Origin of the sequence: Streptomyces sp. NPDC038707, from assembly GCF_040636485.1 — a bacterium.
Taxonomy (GTDB): Bacteria; Actinomycetota; Actinomycetes; order Streptomycetales; family Streptomycetaceae; genus Streptomyces.
The window spans coordinates 100,019-120,146 of the sequence record NZ_JBEZUP010000007.1 but is presented as its reverse complement, the minus strand read 5'-3'; the positions used below and the strand labels follow the sequence as shown (position 1 = coordinate 120,146).

Here is a 20,128-nt window from a genome sequence, read left to right as displayed (position 1 = left end):
TCAGGCTCCTTTCAGTTTCCGCAGCGCCGCCCGGCGGGCCCGGGCACGGCGCTTCCTCTCCCTGGCCGCCCGCCGGCAGCGCAGCAGCTCCTCGCCGTACGGCAGCAGCACACACGCGCCGATCGCGACCCCGATGCCCGCCAGATAGCCCGGCGACAGCGGGCGCCGGCGCGGCACCAGCCGCCAGGCGTCCGGATCCCCGCGCCCTCCCCGCAGCAGCGACCGCACCTGGTCGGAGTGCAGACACATCAGCGAGACCAGCCCGCCGAACGGCAGCGACTCCAGGAAGCTGTGGATGTGCTGCTCCAGCGGCGTGACCTCGCGGTCGCTGTCCTCCGCCGTCCGCACGTCCCACAGCGCGGTGGCCTCGTGCACCGCCGCCGCGCCCAGCTGCACGGCCAGCAGCAGCGGATTGACCTCGTAGCGCAGGGTGAGCGCGATGGGGGCGCCCACCTCCGCCATCATCAAAGAGTGGATCAGGGACTCCTTCGTCCCCGACGTGTCCTCGATCCGGGTGCGCCGGTGCATCGCCCAGTCGGCGAGCCCCGGCAGGAACCAGCCGGGCAGCAGTCCGTACAGCAGGAAACGCGTGGTGACCTCGCCGGTGACGACCGTGGCGCCCCGCGCGATCTCGGCCGCCTGGTCCGTGCCACCGCCGAGACCCGGTACCGGGACCCTCATGCGCCCCCCACCAGCGCCTCGGCCAGCTGCTGCAGGTTCTCGTACCGCTCCTCGCGCGGCAGACCGGCCACCGCGTCGATCAGCCCACCGGGCGCGTTGCCCCGGCGCAGTGCCCGGGCCAGCTCGCCCGGCTGCGCGGGGAAGGAGTGCCGGCTCAGGTGCCGGGCCAGCTCCAGCCGGTTCCGCTCCAGCGACGCCGGGGACCCGAGGCCGCCCACCGGGCCGCTCCAGACCTCCGGGTCGTCGTCCGCGGCCGGCTCCGGGTCGTGCCACTCCTCCACGCGCGTGGGATGGCCGGAACGGAGCAGACCCCTCAGTTCATGCTTCATCTCGTCGTCCCGGTGGACGTTCAGCCGGTCACTGCCTCGCTGCATGTCTCTCCCTCCAAGGGTCGAAGGTCCGCACCGCGTACCCGGTGCCACGCGTCCGACACGGGCCTTCGCGCCCGATCCGGGATTCGTCCCGTACGGTCACTGCTTGGCCCGGCCCGGCAGGAACTCCTGCACCTTCGCCTTCAGCCCCTGCTTGACGACCGAACCCCGGTCGGCGTCGCCCTTCAGGATCGAGGCGGCCGTCGCCTCCATCTGCTCCCAGCTCGCGTGCGGCGGGATCGGCGGTACGGCGGGGTCGGTGAGGAACTCCAGCACCGCCGGCCCGTCCGCCTCCAGCCCGGCCCGCCAGGCCGCCACCACGTCCTCCGGCTTCTCCACCCGGATGCCGGTCAGGCCGAGGGAACGGGCGAAGTCCGCGTACCGCACGTCCGGGATGGACTGCGACGGCAGGAACGACGGCGCGCCCTCCATGGCCCGCATCTCCCAGGTCACCTGGTTCAGGTCCTGGTTGTTCCACACGGCCACCACCAGCCGGGGATCCGTCCAGCGGTCCCGGTACTTCGCCGCCGTGATCATCTCCGCCAGCCCGTTCATCTGCATCGCGCCGTCCCCGACGAGCGCGAACACCGGCCGGTCCGGGTGCGCGAACTTCGCCCCGATCGCGTACGGCACCCCCGGGCCCATCGTCGCCAGCGTCCCGGACAGCGAACCGCGCATCCCCGGCCGCATCGTGATGTGCCGCGCGTACCAGTTGGCCACCGAACCGGAGTCCGAGGTCAGGATCGCGTTGTCCGGCAGCAGCGGGTCCAGCGCCCGGGCCACGTACTCGGGGTTGATCGGATCGGCCGTCACCGCCGCCCGCCGCTCCATCGTCTGGTGCCAGCGCTGCACGTTCGCGCACACCGTGTCGTACCACTTGCGGCTCCGGCCCTCCGCCGTCAGCAGCGGGATCAGCCGGCGCAGCGTCGCCCGCGCGTCGCCGACCAGGTTCACCTCGTACGGATAGCGCATGCCGATCATGTGCGCGTCGATGTCGATCTGCACCGCCCGCGCCTTGCCGAACTCCGGCATGAACTGCGTGTACGGGAACGACGAGCCGATGGTCAGCAGCGTGTCGCAGTCCCGCATCAGCTCGTACGACGGCCGGCTGCCCAGCAGCCCGATCGGGCCCGTCACATACGGCAGTTCGTCACTGAGCACGTCCTTGCCGAGCAGCGCCTTCGCCACCCCCGCGCCGAGCAGCTCGGCGACCTCCCGCACCTCCGCGACCGCCCCCGCCGCGCCCTGGCCGACCAGGACGGCCACCTTCTCGCCCGCGTTCAGCACGTCCGCCGCCCGGCGCAGCGCCTCGTCGGTCGGGGTCGCCGTGAACTCGCTCATCCCCAGGCTGGACGGCACCATCTTGAACGCGTGGGTCGGCGGCGAGTAGTCCAGCTCCTGCACGTCCCCCGGGATGATCAGCGCGGTCGGGCAGCGCCGGGCGTACGCCGTCCGGATCGCCCGGTCGAGGACGTTCGGCAGCTGCTCGGGCACCGTCACGGTCTCCACGAACTCCGAGGCGACGTCCTTGTACAGCGTGTGCAGGTCGACTTCCTGCTGGTAGGAGCCGCCCATCGCGGTCCGGTTGGTCTGGCCGACGATGGCCAGCACGGGGACGTGGTCCAGCTTCGCGTCGTACAGGCCGTTGAGCAGGTGGATGGCGCCGGGTCCGGAGGTCGCCGCGCACACCCCGATGCGCCCGCTGAACTTCGCGTACCCGACCGCCTCGAAGGCGGACATCTCCTCGTGCCGGGACTGGATGAACCGCGGCCGGTCCTCGGCGCGGCCCCAGGCGGCGAGCAGTCCGTTGATGCCGTCGCCCGGATAGCCGAAGACCTGTTCCACGCCCCATGCGCGCAGGCGTTCGAGAATGTGGTCCGAGACCTTGGTGCTCATGGACAGACCTCCCGGGTGGAGAGAGCGAAGCGGACGATCAGGTCAGCCCGTACCGAGTCACCTGCGCGGCACACGGAAAACCTCCGGGCGGGGCGGACAGTGGGCTCGGGACGGTGGCGCGGCACCGGGTTCCGGGGCCAGGGGGCGGTTCGCCGGTGGTCCGGGTCCGGGGCCGTCGCCGGGTGGGGGAGCGGTCGGCCGGTGGTCGATGTGCCGGCGGCGGCGCGGGGAGGGGCGCCGGGTGGTCAGGGGCGTTCGCCGCGGTGGCGGGGTCCGTCGCGTCCCGCGCCGTCCTCGCGGTTCCGGGGAGCTGCCGGGGACGGCGCGCCCGGGTGCTCCCTGCCGGTCGGCGCGGTTCCGGGCGGGGGCGAGTCACCCGGCCGGCTCCAGGGGTAGCGCGAATGGGCTCCGGCCGCGCGCGGGACGGCCCCGGGCGGGCTGTGATGGCAGCGGGGGCACCGACCGTGCCCCCGTGGCCGGGCGCCGCACGGCGTCGCCGTGGTACCGGTGTGCCGGCGTACGGCCGTCCGACCGCCCCCGCCGCCCTGCCGAGGAGCCCCGCCCATGCGCCGCACCGCCCGCGCCCTGTCCGCCGCCCTCGCCGCCGGTGCCGTGCTCGCCCTGACCGGGCCCGCCGCCCGCGCGGCCCCCGTCCCCGTCCCCGCGCTCTGTGATCCCGTCGTCGGGCCGGTTCCGGTACCGGTGCCGGAACCGGGTGCCCTGGGCGCCGCTCCCATAGCCCCCGGGTGCGAGGACGCCCGGCAGGGCACCGGCGGGCGCGAGGGCGGCGTCCCGGACGGGGGTGGTGCCCCGGACGGCGCGGGAGGCGTGGGAGACGCGGGGAAGGAGGGCGCCGGGCCGGACGGCGGCGGCTGGGGCATGCCGGAGGAGGCCGGGGGCGGGCCGGACACGGTGGGACCGGACACCGTCGGGCCGGACGGTGCGGCCCGGGAGCCGGGCGGATGGGACGGTGCCGGGCGGGACGGCTCGGGGGAGCAGGCGGCGGGGCAGGTCGGCGGGGACCAGGGCGGCGGAGACCAGGGCGGCCACGGATGCGAGGACTCCCGGGCGGACCGCGACACCGAGGGCTGCCGCCCGGCCGGCGTCCAGCACGGCGTGGACGCGGGAGCGGGCGGCACCTTCGAGGACTCGGTGCCCGCGCTCGCCGCCGGCGCCGGCCTGATCGCCGTCGCCTGCGCGGGCGCCGGCTACCGGCTGTACGGCCGCACCCGGCTCGCGGCGGCCCGGTCCGCCGAGATGTGAGCCCGGCGACACCGGCCCGCGCTCATGGAGAGCCGTCCGGCGGGTACACGCCGTCCCGGGGGAACCGGCAGGGCCCCACCGGCACCCTCCGCCCCGCACCCACCGGACACGACACGCACGGCCACGGGGAACGCCCGGTTCGGCAGGGCGATACGACGGCACCACGGACTCGCGGAGGCGGACATGCGGCGGACGGACCCCGGACGGGACCGCCGGGAGGACCACGGCCCCGTCCGCTACGGCCCACCGCTCCCCGCCGACGGCCTGCCCGTCCCGCCCGGACTGGCCGCCGTACTCACCGCCGCGGCGGGCCGCGCCGACGCCGAGCCCGTCGGCGGCGCCCCCGCCCTGCTGGAGGCGGCCTGCGGCTACTGGACCCGCCGCGGACTGTCCTGTGTCCCCGACCGGATCGCCGCGGCCCCCGGCGCCCCCGCCCTGCTGCTCGCCATCACCGCCGCGCTGGCCGGCGACGGCGCCGACATCCTCGTACCCCGCCCCTGCGCCGCCTGGTGGGCGCCGTACGCCCGGCTCCTCGGCCGGCCCGTCTTCCACGTCCCGACCCCCGCCGAGAGCGGAGGCGTCCCCGACCCTTACGCCCTGCTGGAGACCGTGCGCCGGGTCCGGGCCGAGGGCGGCGACCCCCGGCTGCTGGTGCTCTCCGTCGCCGACGACCCCACCGCCACCGTCGCCCCGCCCGAACTGCTGCACGAGACCGTCGAGGCCGCCACCGCCGAGGGCCTTCACCTGGTCAGCGACGAGACCTGGCGGGACACCGTGCACGCACCGCACGAGACCGTCCTGCTCAGCCCGGCCGAGATGTGGCCCGACGAGGTCACCGTCGTCACCGACCTGGCCGGCGCCCTGCTGCCGGCCGGCTGGCCCGCCGCCGTCGCCCGCTTCCCGGCCACCGGCGCCGGAAAGCAGCTCCACGCACGCGTGCTCGACGTCCTCACCGCCCTCGGCGCGCGGATCGCCGCACCCGTCGCCGCGGCCGCCCGCCACGCCCTCGACGAGCCCCCGCCCGTCGTCGAACGCCGGGAGGCCACCGTCCGGCTGCACGCGCACCTGGCCGCCGCCGCGCACGCCGCCGTGGTCGCCGCCGGCGCGCTCGCCCGGCCCCCGCAGGCAGGCCGCCACCTGTACGCCGACCTCGGACCGCTGCGCGAGCCGCTGGCCGCCCGGGGGGTCGCCGACGCCCAGGAGCTGGAGGACCTCCTCACCGCCCGGCTCGGCATGCCCGCGCCCGGCGGCCACCGCTTCGGCGACGACCTCGGGGCGCTGCGCGTACGGCTCGCCACCGGGCCCCTGCTGGGCGGTACCGACGAGGAGCGCACGGAATGCCTCGAGTCACCCGCGCCCCTGGAACTGCCGCAGGTGCAGAGCGCGTTGGTGTCCTTGAAGTCGGCCTTCGACGATCTCCGCGACGACGCTCAGCGATGGGAGCCTCCTCGATGACGCAGCAGACGCACGAGCCCGGCCCGGCCACGACGACCACGGCACCCGGCGCGCCGGCCCCCCTCGCCGACCCCTTCCCGCCGCTGGCCGAGCCCCGCCCGCTGGGCGGACACCGGGTGTGGCCGCGCACCTTCCACGACCGGCTGACCGCGCCCCTGCCCGGCCTGAAGGCCCTCGCGCGGTTCGCCCGAGAAGGCGCCGTGCGGCCCGGCCCCGACGGCCTGGCGGACATCCCCGCACTGCCGTACGAACCCGGCCCGCTGCCCCGCGTCGACGCCCGCACCCTCGCCGTGACCTGGGCGGGACACGCCAGCTGGATCGTCCGGATCGGCGGGCTCACCGTCCTCACCGACCCGGTATGGTCCCGCCGCATCCTCGGCACCCCGGCCCGCGTCACGCCCGTCGGCGTGCCCTGGGACGCCCTGCCCCGCGTCGACGCCGTCGTCATCAGCCACAACCACTACGACCACCTGGACGCCCCCACCCTGCGCCGGCTCCCGCGCGACACCCCGGTGTTCGCGCCCGCGGGCCTCGGCCGCTGGTTCCGCCGCCGCCGGTTCACCCGCGTCACCGAGCTGGACTGGTGGGAGGGCGCCGAACTGTCCGGCACCCGCTTCGACTTCGTACCGGCCCACCACTGGTCCAAGCGCACCCTCACCGACACCTGCCGCAGCCTGTGGGGCGGCTGGGTCCTCACCGCGCCGGACGGACAGCGCCTCTATTTCGCCGGCGACACCGGGTACGGCCACTGGTTCTCCCGCATCGGCCGCCGCTACCCCGGCATCGACCTCGCCCTGATGCCCATCGGCGCCTACGACCCCCGCTGGTGGCTCAGCGACGTCCACTGCGACCCCGAGGAGGCGGTCCAAGCCACCCTGGACCTCGGCGCCCGCCGCATGGCCCCCATGCACTGGGCCACGTTCATCCTCTCGGCGGAGCCGGTCCTGGAACCGCTCACCCGGGTCCGGGCCGCCTGGGAGAAGGCGGGGCTGGAGCGCGAAGACCTGTGGGACCTCCCGGTCGGCGCCTCGAGAGTGCTGGAGTGAAGGGCCCCGGGACGGCACCGCGCGCCCCGGCCCGGCGGCGGGGGCTCACCCGGTGGCCCGGACCCGCCGCCACACACCGGGCACCGCGCCGATCAGGAGGGTCAGCAGCACCGCCACCGCGACCCCCTCCCACGGCTCCTCGAACAGCGCACCCCCGACGATCCCGATCACCTGGTACGTGGCCGCCCAGGCGAGACACGCCGGCAGATTCCCCCGCGCGAACCGCCGCGGCGGCCACTCCGCCAGCAGACACGCCAGCATCACCGGTATCCGCCCCGCGGGGACCAGCCGGGACAGCACCAGCACGGCGGTCCCGTGCTCGGCGAGCTTCCCCCGCGCCTGCGCCAGCCGCTCCTCCGGTGCCCGGGCCCGGATCGCCGCGAGCCACCGCGACCCGTTCCTGGACCGCGTCCCGCGCCGCCCCAGCCAGTACAGCGCCATGTCCCCGAGGAACGCGGCCAGCGACGCCGTCACGAACACCAGCGCCAGCGAGACCGGCGCCATCCGGTGCAGCGCGACCACCGCCGCCGAACTCACCAGCGCCCCCGTCGGCACCACCGGCACCAGCGCCCCGATGAACACCAGCAGGAACAACGACGGATAGCCCACCGCCTGCTGCGCGGGCCCGGGCGTCACGGCGGCCGACGCGTCGGCGAGCCAGGTCACCGCGCGACCTCCAGCCGCACGCTCTCGCCGTGCGCCAGCTTGTGCACGGCCACATGCGGCGCGGCCACCGCCGCCAGCCGCACGAACTCGTCGCCCGGCGCGTGGAACTCGTGCGGGCGCACCGCGTCCATGCCGATCGGCCAGTACGTCCCGTAGTGCACCGGCACAGCGATCCGCGGCGCCAGCCGCGCCAGCGCGCGCGCCGCCCGTCCCGCGTCCAGGTGGCCCTCCCCGAGGTACGGCCCCCAGCCGCCCACCGGCAGCAGCGCCGCGTCCACCGGACCGACCCGCTCGGCCATGTCGTCGAACAGCCCGGTGTCACCGGCGAAGTAGGTCCGCGCCTCGCCCTCCACGACGTAGCCCAGCGCGGGGGAGCGGTGCCGGCCCACCGGCAGCCGCCGCCCGTCGTGCAGCGCCGGCACCACCCGGACCCGCACCTCGCCCAACCGCACCTCGTCACCGGGCGCCACCTCGGTGATCCGCAACTGCCGCAGCCGGCGCAGTCCGGGTACCGCCCGTGGTGCGCCCCGGGGCACGAGCAGGCGCGTGCCCGGCGCGAGGCAGGCCAGCGAGGGCAGATGCAGATGGTCGGCGTGCAGGTGCGAGACCAGCGCGAGGTCGGCGCGGCGGGCCCCGGCGGGCGGCACGGCGCCCCGGCGGCGGCGCAGATGCGCCAGCCGGCGGGCGAACAGCGGATCGGTGAGCACCCTGATGTTCGTATCCTCCACCACACAGGTGGCGTGACCCCACCAGGTGATCTCCACCGGCACCTTCTTCCGCCTCCTTCGCGCGACTCCCCGAAGCCTACGGGCAGGAGTAGGGTCGGCGGCGAAAACGGGAGGTGAGGGGACGCCATGAGACAGCCGCGAGGGCTTTTCGGCACGCTGACGCCGGTGCGGGTCACCGCCATCGCGAGCCTGACGCCCCTGGAGGAGCTGGAGGCCGACCCCTTCCTGGTGGACTCCCGCAGCCAGCACGCCATGTGCGCCCGCTGGGCCGCCGAGCGCGGCTACGTCATCGCCCGGGAGCTCCTCGTCGGCGGTCTGCGTTTCGATCACTGCGCGCTGTGGGAGGGGGTGCGCCCCGGGGTGGACGTGTTCGTCGCGCCCAGCCTCAGGGTGCTGCGCCGGGCCCTGTCGTCGGTGGAGGAGTTCACCGCCGAGTGCGCGCGCCGGGGCGTGCGCGTGGAGACGGTGGGGCGCGCCGAGCCGTCGTACGACGCGCAGATGAAGGCCCGGGTGCACCGCCGCCTGTCCATGCCGACGGCGGGCTACGACGGCCGGTGACCCCGGTCCGCCCGGCCGCCGGCGCCCCGTGTGACAAGGTGGAGCCGGGGCCGACCGGCCCGCTGGAGCGAGAGGAGCGTCCTCCTGGCCCGAGGGGCGGGAAGGGCCGGGTTGTGAGGTGTACGGCGTGCGGGGCATGCGGTGGCGGCGGATCGCCAGTCAGCTCGGGCGAAGCGTCGCCGTATGGGCGGTCTCCACGGTCACCATGCTGGCCCTCGCCGCTCTCCTGCCCGACTTCCGGCTCCAGTCCGCCGACGGCGACAGCGTCACCACCATCGCCGTGGCCGCGGCCTGTGGTGCCGGTGCCTTCGGCATCCTCTCCGCCGTGGTCTGGCCGCTGCTGGTCCGGCTCCTGCTGCTCGTGCCGGCGCTGGTGCTCGGCCTGCTGGTCTTCTTCCTCAACGGCTCCCTGCTGCTGCTCGCCCTGCGGGTCAACCCCTCCGGGCGGGGCGAGGCCGCGCCCGAGACGGCGGTCATCGTGGCCGCGGTGATGTCCGCGGTCGCCTCCGCGACCGGCGCGGCCCTCGCGGTGCGCGACGACGAGGCGTACCGCCGCCGCCTGCACCGCCTCGCCACCCGCGGCCGCCGGGCCCACCCGCCCTGCCCCACCGCCCCCGGCCTGGTCTGCGTCCAGCTCGACGGCGTCGGCCACGACGTCCTGACGGCCGCGGTCCGCAAGGGCCTGATGCCGACGGTCGCCCGCTGGCTGGCGCCGGACGAGAACGCGGATCCGGCCGCGCGGGGCATACGTCCGGCCGCCGACGGAGTACGACCGGGTAGGGACGAGGAACGGCCGGCCGGTGACGGCTCGGGACCGGCAGCCGACGGAGTGCGACCGGGTACGGATGGCGGACGGCCGGGCGAGGGCGGGACAGGCACTCCGGCCGGCGACGGCTCGCGTCCGGCACTCGACGGAGTGCGACCGGGTAGGGACGAGGAACGGCCGGCCGGTGACGGCTCGGGACCGGCAGCCGACGGAGTGCGACCGGGTACGGATGGCGGACGGCCGGGCGGGGGCGGGACAGGCACTCCGGCCGGCGACGGCTCGCGTCCGGCACTCGACGGAGTGCGACCGGGTAGGGACGAGGAACGGCCGGCCGGTGACGGCTCGGGACCGGCAGCCGACGGAGTGCGACCGGGTACGGATGGCGGACGGCCGGGCGGGGGCGGGACAGGCACTCCGGCCGGCGACGGCTCGCGTCCGGCACTCGACGGAGTGCGACCGGGTACGGACGAGGAACGGCCGGCCGGTGACGGCCCGCGTCCGGCAGCCGACGGGACACGGCCGGCCCGCGAGGGCGCGCATACGGCAGCCGACGCGACCAGCCCGGCCGCAGACGGCCCGCGCCCGGCAGCCGCCGCCGACCGCTCCCCCCGAGGACCGGCCCCGGCCCTCCCCGGCCACGGACGGATCGCCGCCCTCCGAGGCCACGAGGCGTCCTCCGCCCTCCCTGCCCAGAGGCGCGCCACCTCCCGCTTCACCCGCCGGCCCCGCGGCCCCCGTCCCGTCCACGCGCCCACCCACCGCCTCACTCCCTGGCGTACCGACTGGTCCAGTCAGACCGGTGCCAGCCAGCTCGGCATCCTGCACGGCAGCACCTTCGACGTGCCGGCCTTCCGCTGGTACGAGAAGGACCGCGGCGAGGTGATGGTCTGCAACCGGCCGACCAGCGCGGCCGAACTCCAGCGCCGCGCCGCCCTGCGCACGGGGGAGGACGGACTGCTCGCCGTCGACGGCGCCAGCCGCGGCAACCTCTTCAGCGGCGGCGCCGGGGAACAGGCCCTGGTGCTGTCCATCGCCACCCGCCGCCGCGGCCGGGACAACCGCTCCCGGGCCGGCTACTTCGCCTACTTCTCCGACCCCGCGAACGCCGTCCGCACCGCCCTGTCCTTCGTCGCCGAGGTGGCCCGCGAGATCGGCCAGTCCACCCGGGCCCGGCTGCGCCGGCAGCGGCCCCGGGTCTCCCGGGGCGGCCTCTACCCGCTGGTCCGCGCCTTCGCCACCGTCGTCGAACGGGACGTCGTCGTCGCCGCGGTCATGGGCGACATGCTGGCCGGCCGCACCGCCGTCTACGCCGACCTGGTCGCCTACGACGAGGTGGCCCACCACTCCGGCCCGCACGGGCGCGACGCCGAGAAGGTCCTCCAGCGACTCGACCGCTGCCTGGCCCTGCTCGAACGCGTCGCCGAGCACGCCCCGCGCCCGTACCGGATCGTCGTGCTGTCCGACCACGGGCAGAGCCCCGGCGAGACGTTCCGCGCCCGCTACGGCCTCACCCTCGGCGATCTGGTCCGGGCCGGCTGCGGACTGCCCGTGCCGCGCCGGGCCGAGCAGACGCACAGCGGTGCCGAGGCCCGCGCCGCAGTCCGGGCCGCGCTGCGCCGCCCGGTGGAGGAGAAGGGCGCGCACCGCCGCCCGGCCCGCCGCCCCGAGCCCGTCGTCCTGGCCTCCGGCAACCTCGGCCTGGTGTCCTTCCCGGACGTCCCGCACCGGATGACCAAGGAGGAGATCGACTCCCGCCATCCCGCCCTGCTCACCACCCTCGCCAATCACCCCGGCATCGGCTTCCTGCTGGTGCGCAGCGAGCGGCACGGCGGTGTGGTGCTCGGCGCGCACGGCGCCGAGATCCCGCTGGCCCGGCTGGACGAGGAACCGGGCCCGCTCGCCCGCTTCGGCCCCGGCGCCGCCGACGCGGTCCGCCGCACCCACTCCTTCCCGCACACCGCCGACATCATGGTCAACTCCGCCTACGACCCCGCCGACGGCGAGGTGCTCGCCTTCGAGGAGCAGATCGGCTCGCACGGCGGCCTCGGCGGCGCCCAGTCGCGCCCGTTCCTACTCTCCCCGGTGGACCTCTCCCCGCCGTCCGCCGACGGAACCGAGCCGGTCGGCGCCGAGCGGATCCACCGCATACTGCGCCGCTGGCTGAACGAGCTGAACGGCCCCCAGGTCCCCCTGACCCCCGCCCCCGAGGAGGAGGAACAGGCCGCCTGACGGGACGCCCCGGCGCCCCGCACCCCTCCGGTCCCCACGGCTCAACGACCTGGCCCCGGGCCCCGACGCCTGGCGGCCTGTTTCCTGCCCGATTCGGTGGTTTTGGGCCCTGACTCTGGCTCCGGGTCCCGGCGTTCGGCGGCGCGTGGCTCACCCGGTCTCCACGGCGCAACGGCCCTTCGGCATCGGCGCTTGGCGGCCCGTGCCCTACTCGGTCCGGCGGCTCCGGGCCCCGGTTCTGGCCCCGGGCCCCGGCATCTGGCGGCCTGCGGCTCATCCGGTCTCCACGGCGCAACGCCCCCCGGCCTCGGCGCCCGGCGGCCCGTGCCCTACCTGGTCCACTGGCTCCCGGCCCTCGGCCCTCGGCTCCCGGGCCCCGGCCCTCGGCTCCCGGCCCTCGGCTCCCGGCTCCCGGGCCACGGCTCCCGGCTCCCGGGCCCCGGCTCCCGGGCCCCGGCCCACGAGCCCTCGGTTCCCGGGCCCCGGCTCCCGGGCCACGGGCCATGAGCCCTCGGCCCCCCCGGCCCTCGGTCCCCCCGGCCCTCGGTCCCCCCGGCCCTCGGTCCCCCCGGCCCTCGGCCTCCCGGGCCCCGTGGCTCACCCGGTCCTCACGGCGCAACAGCCCGGCCTCGACGACCCGGCCCCTTGCCCCGGCCCCGGCGGCCCGTGTCCTACCCGGTTTCCACGGTCCGGCGGCCCCCGGCCCCGGCGGCCCGTGTCCTACCCGGTCTCCACGGCTCGACGGCCCCCGCCCCCAGCCCCTAGCCCCCGGCGCCCGGCGGCCCGCGTCCCCTCCGTCGCCTCCCGCCCCCGGCGCCCGGCGGCCCGCGTTCCCTCCGCCGCCCCCGCCCGGCGGCTCGGGGCGGTCTCGTGCCGGGGCCGCGGGCCGGCGGCCCCGACCACGTTCGCAGGTTAGGCCGTATGTGCGAAAGGGCGATCGCATGGCAGACTGCTGCCCGCGTTCATCGGCACGTAGGGGAGGGCGTGGCTGTGAGTGAGCGGCGGGCTGCGCCCACCGTGGGCCAGGTGGTGCTCGGCAGGCGGCTGCAGGAGCTGCGGGAGACCGCGGGGCTCAGCCGTGAGGAGGCCGCCCGGGTCCTCAGGGTCGCCGCGGCGACCGTGCGGCGGATGGAGACGGCGGAGGTCTCGCTGAAGATCCCCTACGTACAGGTGCTGCTGACCACCTACGGGGTGCCCGAGGCGGAGGCCGAGGCGTTCGTCCGGCTGGCCGAGGAGGCGAACCGGCCCGGCTGGTGGCAGCGGTTCCACGACGTGCTGCCGGACTGGTTCAGCCTGTACGTCAGCCTGGAGGGCGCCGCCCGGATCATCCGCTCCTACGAGCCGCACTTCGTGCCCGGCCTGCTCCAGACGGAGGACTACGCGCGGGCGGTGATGGAGGCGGGCACCATCGGGCACACCTCCCCGGAGACGGTCGACCGGCACGTGTCGCTGCGCATGGAACGGCAGCGGCTGCTGGACCGCGCCGACCCGCCCCACCTGTGGGTGATCATGGACGAGACGGTGCTCCGGCGCCCGGTGAGCCCGGACCCGAAGGTGCTGCGGGACCAGCTGGACCGGCTGCTGGAGTACGCCGAGCGGGACCGGGTGACGCTCCAGATCGCCGAGTTCGCCGCCGGCCCGCACCCGGGGACGTACGCGCCGTTCACGCTGTTCCGGTTCGCGCAGCCGGAGTTGCCGGACATGGTGTTCACCGAGTACCTCACCGGCGCGCTGTACCTGGACTCCCGCCGCGAGGTGGCCGCGCACCTGGAGGTGCTGGACCACATGACGGCCCGCGCCGCGTCCGTCCCGCGCACCCGGAAGCTGCTGCGGGAGTACCGCGAGAGTCTGTGACCCGTACGGGTCCCTGGACAGGTGGCCTTCCGGGGCAGCCCCTAGGTTCTGAGGTGGGGATGAACCGAGGGAGCGCACGTGACCGACACGCGGAGACCGCCCAGGGAGCCCGGCGCGGCCCTGCTGTCCGCCGGCCGCTTCTTCGGGCCCGGCACTCCCGCGCCCGACCTGCACAGCCTCACCCTGACCGGGGGCCGGCAGGCGGACGCCTTCTACCGGGACCGGTGGAGCCACGACAAGGTGGTCCACTCCACCCACGGGGTGAACTGCACCGGCTCCTGCCGCTGGAAGGTCTACGTCAAGGACGGGATCATCACCTGGGAGACCCAGGAGACGGACTATCCCTCCGTGGGCCCGGACCGGCCCGAGTACGAGCCGCGCGGCTGCCCGCGCGGCGCCGCGTTCTCCTGGTACACCTACTCGCCCACCCGGGTGCGCTACCCCTACGTCCGGGGCGTGCTGCTCCAGATGTACCGGGAGGCCAAGCAGCGGCTCGGGGACCCGGTGCTGGCCTGGGCGGACATCCAGAACGACCCCGAGCGGCGCCGCCGTTACCAGCGGGCGCGCGGCAAGGGCGGCCTGGTCCGGGCGCGCTGGGAGGAGGCGGTGGAACTGGTCGCCGCCGCACAGGTGCACACCATCAAGACCTACGGCCCCGACCGGATCGCCGGGTTCTCCCCGATCCCGGCGATGTCGATGGTGTCGCACGCCGCCGGCGCCCGCTACCACTCGCTGATCGGCGCCCCCATGCTGTCGTTCTACGACTGGTACGCCGACCTCCCGGTGGCCTCCCCGCAGGTGTTCGGCGACCAGACGGACGTACCGGAGTCCGGTGACTGGTGGGACGCGGCCTACCTGATGCTGTGGGGCTCCAACGTGCCGGTGACCCGCACCCCGGACGCCCACTGGATGGCGGAGGCCCGCTACCGGGGCCAGAAGGTCGTGGTGGTCTCGCCCGACTACGCGGACGCCACGAAGTTCGCCGACGCCTGGCTGCACCCGCACCCGGGCACCGACGGCGCGCTGGCCCTCGCGATGGGCCATGTGATCCTCAAGGAGTTCTTCGTCGACCGGGAGACGCCGTTCTTCACCGACTACGTACGCCGGTTCACCGACCTGCCGTTCCTGGTGACGCTCGCCGAGCGGGACGGGGCGTGGGTGCCGGCGAAGTTCCTGCGCGCCACCGACATCGCAGAGGACGGGGAGGGCGCCGAGTGGAAGACGGTCGTCCTGGACGAGACGACCGGCCGCGCGGTGGTGCCGAACGGCTCCCTGGGCTTTCGCTGGACCGAGTCGGGCGAGGGCCGGTGGAACCTGGAACTCGGTGAGATCCGGCCCCGGTTGAGCCTGTACGGCAGCGAGGTCGCGGTGCCGGTGGAGGTGCTGCTGCCCCGGTTCGACACCGAGGGCGGGGCGCACGGGCAGGGGCGGGGCGAGGTGCTGCGGCGCAGCGTGCCGGCCACCCGGCTGGGTGGCGCGGACGGCCCGCTGGTGACGACCGTCCACGACCTGCTGCTGGCCCAGTACGGGGTGGCCCGGCCCGGGATGCCCGGTGACTGGCCCGCCTCCTACGACGACGCCCGCACCCCGGCCACCCCCGCCTGGCAGGAGACGCACACCTCCGTCCCGGCCGCCCACTGCGTGCGCGTCGCCCGGGAGTTCGCGCGGACCGCCGAACGCTCCCGGGGCCGCTGCATGATCATCATGGGGGCGGGCACCAACCACTGGTTCCACTCGGAGACGATCTACCGCGCCTTCCTGGCCCTGCTCCAGCTCACCGGCTGCCAGGGCCGCAACGGCGGCGGCTGGGCGCACTACGTGGGCCAGGAGAAGTGCCGTCCGGTGACTGGCTGGGCGACGCTGGCCGCCGCCTCCGACTGGTCCCGCCCGCCCCGGCAGGCCATCGGCACCGGATACTGGTACCTGCACACCGACCAGTGGCGCTACGACCGGTTCGGCGCCGATGTGCTCGCCTCGCCGCTCGGCGAGGGCCGGTTCGCCGGGATGACCGCCGCCGACTGCCTGGCGCTGTCCGCCCGCGCCGGCTGGATGCCCTCGTACCCCACCTTCGACCGCAACCCGCTCGACCTGGGCGAGGAGAGCGGCGACCCGGTGGCGAAGGCGGTGGCCGCACTGCGTGCCGGCACCCTGGGATTCGCCTGCGAGGACCCGGACGCCCCGCAGAACTGGCCGCGCGTGCTGACCCTGTGGCGGGCCAACCTGCTCGGCTCGTCGGCCAAGGGCGCCGAGTACTTCACCCGCCACCTGCTGGGCACCCACTCCTCGCTGCGCGCCGAGGAGGCCGCCCCCGACGAGCGGCCGAGGGACGTGACCTGGCGGGAGCGGGCACCGGAGGGCAAGCTCGACCTGCTGCTGTCGCTGGACTTCCGGCACACCTCCTCCACCCTGCTGTCGGACGTGGTGCTGCCGGCCGCGACCTGGTACGAGAAGCACGACCTGTCCTCCACCGACATGCACCCCTTCGTGCACGCGTTCACCCCGGCCGTGGACCCGCCCTGGCAGGCCCGCACCGACTTCGACACCTTCAAGGCGCTCGCGGAGAAGCTGAGCGAGCTGGCGACGGTCCACCTGGGCGTCCGCAAGGACCTGGTGGCGAGCCCGCTCCAGCACGACACCCCGGGCGAGACCGCCCAGCCGGGCGGGGTGGTCCGGGACTGGAGACGCGGCGAGTGCGAGCCCGTACCCGGCAGGACCCTGCCGAACCTGACCGTCGTGGAGCGCGACTACACCGCCGTGGGCGCCAAGTTCGCCGCGCTCGGCCCGCTGGTGGAGCAACTGGGCCTCACCACCAAGGGAGTTGCCCTGCGCCCGGACGTGGAGGTCGCGCAGCTGCGTCGGTTGAACGGCACGGGCTTCAGGGGACGGCCGTCGCTCGACACGGCCGTGAAGGCGGCGAACACCATCCTCGCCCTGTCCGGCACCACCAACGGACGCCTGGCCACCGAGGGTTTCCGCACGCTGGAGCGGCGCACCGGGCAGCCGATGGCCCACCTCGCCGCCGAGCATGAAGGCAAACGGGTCACCTACGCCGACACCCAGGCGGCGCCCGTGCCGGTGATCACCTCACCGGAGTGGTCGGGCAGCGAGACCGGCGGCCGGCGCTACACGGCCTTCACGCTCAACACCGAGCACCACAAGCCCTGGCACACCCTCACCGGCCGCCAGCACCTCTTCCTCGACCACGACTGGATGCACGAACTCGGCGAGGCCCTGCCGGTGTACCGGCCGCCGCTGGACATGCACCGGCTGTTCGGCGAACCGCGCCTCGGTGCCGACGGACAGCGGGAGGTGACGGTCCGTTACCTCACCCCGCACAACAAGTGGTCCATCCACTCCGAGTACCAGGACAACCTGTTCATGCTGGCCCTCTCCCGGGGCGGGCAGACCATCTGGATGTCCCCGCAGGACGCCGACGCGATCGGGGCACGGGACAACGACTGGGTGGAGGCGGTCAACCGCAACGGCGTGGTCGTGGCCCGCGCGATCGTCTCGCACCGCATGCCGCCCGGCACCGTCTACATGCACCACGCGCAGGAGCGCACGGTGAGCGTGCCGAAGACGGAGACCACCGGGATGCGCGGCGGCATCCACAACTCCCTGACCCGGCTGCTGCTCAAACCGTCCCATCTGATCGGCGGCTACGCCCAGTTGTCCTGGGCGTTCAACTACCTGGGTCCGACGGGGAACCAGCGCGACGAGGTGACGGTCATCCGCCGGCGCGGCCAGGAGGTCGAATACTGATGCGTCCCATGGCCCAGATCGCGATGGTGATGAACCTCGACAAGTGCATCGGCTGCCACACCTGTTCGGTCACCTGCAAACAGGCGTGGACCAACCGGCGCGGCATGGAGTACGTCTGGTTCAACAACGTGGAGACCCGCCCCGGACAGGGCTATCCGCGCCGCTACGAGGACCAGGACAAGTGGCGCGGCGGCTGGGAGCTGAACCGGCGCGGCGCGCTCACCCTGAAGGCCGGCGGCCGGTTCAAGAAGCTCGCCGGGATCTTCTCCAACCCCCGGCTGCCCGAGATCAAGGACTACTACGAACCCTGGACGTACGAGTACCGCAACCTCACCGACGCCCCGCTCGGCGACGACTACCCGGTGGCCCGGCCGGTGTCCTCGGTCACCGGCGAGCCGATGAAGATCGAGTGGTCCTCGAACTGGGACGACAACCTCGGCGGCGCCCCCGCCTACGGCGACCTGGACCCGGTGGTCGAGCGCCTGCGCCAGGAGGCATCGGAGAAGGTGCGGTTCGCCTACGAGCAGACGTTCATGTTCTATCTGCCGCGGATCTGCGAGCACTGCCTGAACCCCTCGTGCGTGGCCTCCTGCCCGTCCGGGGCGATGTACAAGCGGGCCGAGGACGGCATCGTGCTGGTCGACCAGGACCACTGCCGCGGCTGGCGGATGTGCGTGACCGGCTGCCCGTACAAGAAGGTGTACTTCAACCACGCCACCGGCAAGGCCGAGAAGTGCACTCTGTGCTATCCGCGGATCGAGGTCGGCCTGCCGACGGTGTGCTCGGAGACCTGCGTGGGCCGGCTGCGCTACCTCGGCGTCCTGCTGTACGACGCCGACAAGGTGACCGCCGCCGCCTCCGTACCGGACGAGAAGGACCTGTACGAGGCCCAGCTGGAGGTGTTCCTCGACCCGGAGGACCCCGCGGTGCTGCGCGCCTGCGAGGACGCGGGCATTGCGCGGGAGTGGACCGAGGCCGCCCGCCGCTCGCCCGTGCACGCGCTGATCAGCCGCTACCGGGTGGCGCTGCCGCTGCACCCCGAGTACCGGACGATGCCGATGGTCTGGTACATCCCGCCGCTGTCGCCGGTGGTGGACGCGCTCGCCGGGACCGGACACGACGGGGAGGACGCGGGCAACCTGTTCGGCGCCATCGACACCCTGCGCATCCCGCTGGAGTACCTGGCGGAGCTGTTCACGGCGGGCGACACCGGGCCGGTGCGGGCCTCGCTGGAGAAGCTCGCCGCGATGCGCTCCCACATGCGGGCGCTCAACCTCGGCGAGACCCCGGACCCGGCGGTCGCCTCGGCGGCCGGGATGCGCCCGGCCGACATCGAGGCCCTGTACCGGCTGCTGGCCATCGCCAAGTACGAGGAGCGGTACGTCATCCCGACCGCCGCCCTCGGCGACGCCCGCCGGCTGGAGGAGTCCGTGGTGCCCGAGGAGTGCAGCCTCGACGTCGCGGGCGGCCCCGGCATGGGCGGCGACGGGCCGTTCGGCCGGGACTCCGGCCGCAGGCGGCTTCCGCTGGTGACGGTGGAGAACTTCCACCTGCTGCGCAGACGGCAGACCTCGGACGACGCCAAGGAGGCCTGATGCCCTCGGACGCCATGCTCCACCAGGCGGCGGCCCTGTGCCTGACCTACCCGGACGACGACCTGATCACCCGCCTGCCGCTGCTGCGACAAGCCGCCCCGCAGCTGCGGGAGTTCACCGACCACGCGGCCGTCACCCCGCTGCTGGACCTGGCCGCCCACTACGTGCAGGTCTTCGACCTCAAGAACCGGCACAGCCTGTACCTGAGCTGGTGGCAGGACGGCGACACCCGGCGGCGCGGGATGTCCCTGGTGCGCTTCAAGGAGGTCTACCGCCGGCACGGCCTGGAGTTCAGCGGCGAGGAACTGCCGGACTTCCTGCCGGCCGTGCTGGAGTTCACCGCGCGGACCGGCGACACCGGCCTGCTCACCGAACACCGCGCCGGCCTGGAGCACTTGCGCGCCCGGCTGACCGCCTGCGGCACACCGTACGCGGGCGTCCTGGACGCGGTGTGCGCCACCCTGCCCGCCTCCCACCCCGGAGCACGCCGATGACCGTCCTCCTCTGGGGCGCCCTGCCCTATGTCGCCTTCGCCCTGCTGGTGGCCGGCCTGGTCTGGCGCTACCGCTACGACAAGTACGGCTGGACCACCCGCTCCTCCCAGGTGTACGAGTCACGGCTGCTGAACGTCGCCTCCCCGGTCTTCCACTACGGCATCCTGTTCGTGCTCGCGGGACACCTCGTGGGGCTGTTCGTGCCGGTGTCCTGGACGGAGACGTTCGGCGTGGACGAGCACATGTACCACCTGCTGTCCCTGTACGGCGGGACGGCCGCCGGGGCGCTGACGGTCGCCGGGATCGGACTGCTCGTCTACCGCCGCCGCACCCGCGCCCCCGTCTTCCGGGCCACCACGGCCAACGACAAGGCGATGTACCTGCTGCTGCTCGGCGCGATCGTGCTGGGCATGGTCGCCAAACTGATGCACACCGGTGGCAACGGGTACGACTACCGGAGCACCATCGCCCCCTGGGCGCGCAGCCTGTTCACCCTCCAGCCGAGAACGGGGCTGATGGAGGGCGTGCCGGTGCTCTACCAGGTGCACGCGGTGGTCGGCATGGTGCTGATCGCGTTCGTGCCGTACAGCCGGCTGGTGCACATGTTCAGCGCGCCGGTGCAGTACCTGTTCCGGCCGTACGTGGTCTACCGCACCCGCGACCCCCGCCGGCTCGGCCCCCGTCCGGACCGGCGCGGCTGGGAGCGCCTGGGCGGCTGAGGCCCGGAGACGGCACGGGCCGCGCCCCGGTGGGAAGGCGCGGCC

The 20,128-nt window shown here is 74.7% G+C and carries 15 protein-coding genes; 10 read left to right on the top strand and 5 right to left on the bottom strand.

What is annotated here, in order from left to right; translation table 11 throughout:
- The 3 genes from AB0E62_RS12395 to AB0E62_RS12385 all read right to left on the bottom strand — a co-directional run bounded on the left by AB0E62_RS12395 (position 1) and on the right by AB0E62_RS12385 (position 2,948).
- Positions 1-681: a diguanylate cyclase gene (locus tag AB0E62_RS12395; protein WP_362191512.1), complete on the bottom strand. Its 681-nt coding sequence runs from the start codon at positions 679-681 to the stop codon at positions 1-3.
- Complete coding sequence (locus tag AB0E62_RS12390) at positions 678-1,055, bottom strand: DUF2795 domain-containing protein (RefSeq protein ID WP_362191510.1); 378 nt, start codon at positions 1,053-1,055, stop codon at positions 678-680. Before AB0E62_RS12390 ends, AB0E62_RS12395 begins: the two co-directional genes overlap by 4 nt.
- Before the next feature lie 96 nt (positions 1,056-1,151).
- Positions 1,152-2,948: a thiamine pyrophosphate-requiring protein gene (locus AB0E62_RS12385; protein ID WP_362191508.1), complete on the bottom strand. Its 1,797-nt coding sequence runs from the start codon at positions 2,946-2,948 to the stop codon at positions 1,152-1,154.
- Positions 2,949-3,512: 564 nt separating this feature from the next.
- Here AB0E62_RS12385 and AB0E62_RS12380 point away from each other — a divergent pair.
- From AB0E62_RS12380 to AB0E62_RS12370, 3 genes are all read left to right on the top strand, one after another.
- Entirely contained in the window at positions 3,513-4,211 is a 699-nt protein-coding gene (locus tag AB0E62_RS12380) for a hypothetical protein (RefSeq protein ID WP_362191506.1), read from the top strand.
- A 183-nt stretch (positions 4,212-4,394) separates the two neighbouring features.
- Complete coding sequence (locus AB0E62_RS12375) at positions 4,395-5,666, top strand: aminotransferase class I/II-fold pyridoxal phosphate-dependent enzyme (RefSeq protein ID WP_362191504.1); 1,272 nt, start codon at positions 4,395-4,397, stop codon at positions 5,664-5,666.
- The gene (locus tag AB0E62_RS12370; RefSeq protein WP_362191502.1) at positions 5,663-6,712 is read left to right on the top strand and encodes an MBL fold metallo-hydrolase; all 1,050 of its coding nucleotides are present in this window, start codon (positions 5,663-5,665) and stop codon (positions 6,710-6,712) included. The genes AB0E62_RS12375 and AB0E62_RS12370 overlap by 4 nt, the downstream gene beginning before the upstream one ends.
- A gap of 45 nt (positions 6,713-6,757) precedes the next feature.
- Here AB0E62_RS12370 and AB0E62_RS12365 read toward each other — a convergent pair whose 3' ends face one another.
- Together AB0E62_RS12365 and AB0E62_RS12360 are read right to left on the bottom strand one after the other, a co-directional pair.
- Positions 6,758-7,378: a VTT domain-containing protein gene (locus tag AB0E62_RS12365; RefSeq protein ID WP_362191500.1), complete on the bottom strand. Its 621-nt coding sequence runs from the start codon at positions 7,376-7,378 to the stop codon at positions 6,758-6,760.
- Complete coding sequence (locus AB0E62_RS12360) at positions 7,375-8,148, bottom strand: MBL fold metallo-hydrolase (RefSeq protein ID WP_362191498.1); 774 nt, start codon at positions 8,146-8,148, stop codon at positions 7,375-7,377. The genes AB0E62_RS12365 and AB0E62_RS12360 overlap by 4 nt, the downstream gene beginning before the upstream one ends.
- Before the next feature lie 114 nt (positions 8,149-8,262).
- On the opposite strand from AB0E62_RS12360, the gene AB0E62_RS12355 reads away from it, so the two are divergent.
- The 7 genes from AB0E62_RS12355 (at position 8,263) to narI (ending at position 20,083) form a co-directional block, all read left to right on the top strand.
- Positions 8,263-8,664 (top strand): hypothetical protein, encoded by a 402-nt coding sequence (locus tag AB0E62_RS12355; protein ID WP_030789189.1) that lies wholly within the window; start codon positions 8,263-8,265, stop codon positions 8,662-8,664.
- A gap of 136 nt (positions 8,665-8,800) precedes the next feature.
- Positions 8,801-11,659: a phage holin family protein gene (locus AB0E62_RS12350; protein WP_362191773.1), complete on the top strand. Its 2,859-nt coding sequence runs from the start codon at positions 8,801-8,803 to the stop codon at positions 11,657-11,659.
- 990 nt (positions 11,660-12,649) lie between these two features.
- Positions 12,650-13,513, top strand: a complete 864-nt coding sequence (locus AB0E62_RS12345; RefSeq protein ID WP_362191496.1) for a helix-turn-helix transcriptional regulator — start codon at positions 12,650-12,652, stop codon at positions 13,511-13,513.
- A 78-nt stretch (positions 13,514-13,591) separates the two neighbouring features.
- Positions 13,592-17,275 (top strand): nitrate reductase subunit alpha, encoded by a 3,684-nt coding sequence (locus AB0E62_RS12340; protein WP_362191494.1) that lies wholly within the window; start codon positions 13,592-13,594, stop codon positions 17,273-17,275.
- A complete protein-coding gene (narH, locus tag AB0E62_RS12335) occupies positions 17,275-18,870 on the top strand; it encodes a nitrate reductase subunit beta (RefSeq protein ID WP_362191492.1) in 1,596 nt (531 codons plus the stop codon). Before AB0E62_RS12340 ends, narH begins: the two co-directional genes overlap by 1 nt.
- Complete coding sequence (gene narJ / locus AB0E62_RS12330) at positions 18,870-19,364, top strand: nitrate reductase molybdenum cofactor assembly chaperone (protein WP_362191490.1); 495 nt, start codon at positions 18,870-18,872, stop codon at positions 19,362-19,364. Before narH ends, narJ begins: the two co-directional genes overlap by 1 nt.
- Positions 19,361-20,083 carry a respiratory nitrate reductase subunit gamma gene (gene narI / locus AB0E62_RS12325; protein ID WP_362191488.1) on the top strand — a complete coding sequence of 241 codons (723 nt, stop codon included), beginning with the start codon at positions 19,361-19,363 and terminating at the stop codon, positions 20,081-20,083. The genes narJ and narI overlap by 4 nt, the downstream gene beginning before the upstream one ends.
- Positions 20,084-20,128 lie beyond the last annotated feature (45 nt).

Bases quoted from the DNA above. Each gene is read 5' to 3' on its own strand.
- AB0E62_RS12395 (WP_362191512.1), bottom strand. From the start codon at position 681: ATGAGGGTCCCGGTACCGGGTCTCGGCGGTGGCACGGACCAGGCGGCC.
- AB0E62_RS12390 (WP_362191510.1), bottom strand. From the start codon at position 1,055: ATGCAGCGAGGCAGTGACCGGCTGAACGTCCACCGGGACGACGAGATG.
- AB0E62_RS12385 (WP_362191508.1), bottom strand. From the start codon at position 2,948: ATGAGCACCAAGGTCTCGGACCACATTCTCGAACGCCTGCGCGCATGG.
- AB0E62_RS12380 (WP_362191506.1), top strand. From the start codon at position 3,513: ATGCGCCGCACCGCCCGCGCCCTGTCCGCCGCCCTCGCCGCCGGTGCC.
- AB0E62_RS12375 (WP_362191504.1), top strand. From the start codon at position 4,395: ATGCGGCGGACGGACCCCGGACGGGACCGCCGGGAGGACCACGGCCCC.
- AB0E62_RS12370 (WP_362191502.1), top strand. From the start codon at position 5,663: ATGACGCAGCAGACGCACGAGCCCGGCCCGGCCACGACGACCACGGCA.
- AB0E62_RS12350 (WP_362191773.1), top strand. From the start codon at position 8,801: ATGCGGTGGCGGCGGATCGCCAGTCAGCTCGGGCGAAGCGTCGCCGTA.
- narH (WP_362191492.1), top strand. From the start codon at position 17,275: ATGCGTCCCATGGCCCAGATCGCGATGGTGATGAACCTCGACAAGTGC.
- narJ (WP_362191490.1), top strand. From the start codon at position 18,870: ATGCCCTCGGACGCCATGCTCCACCAGGCGGCGGCCCTGTGCCTGACC.
- narI (WP_362191488.1), top strand. From the start codon at position 19,361: ATGACCGTCCTCCTCTGGGGCGCCCTGCCCTATGTCGCCTTCGCCCTG.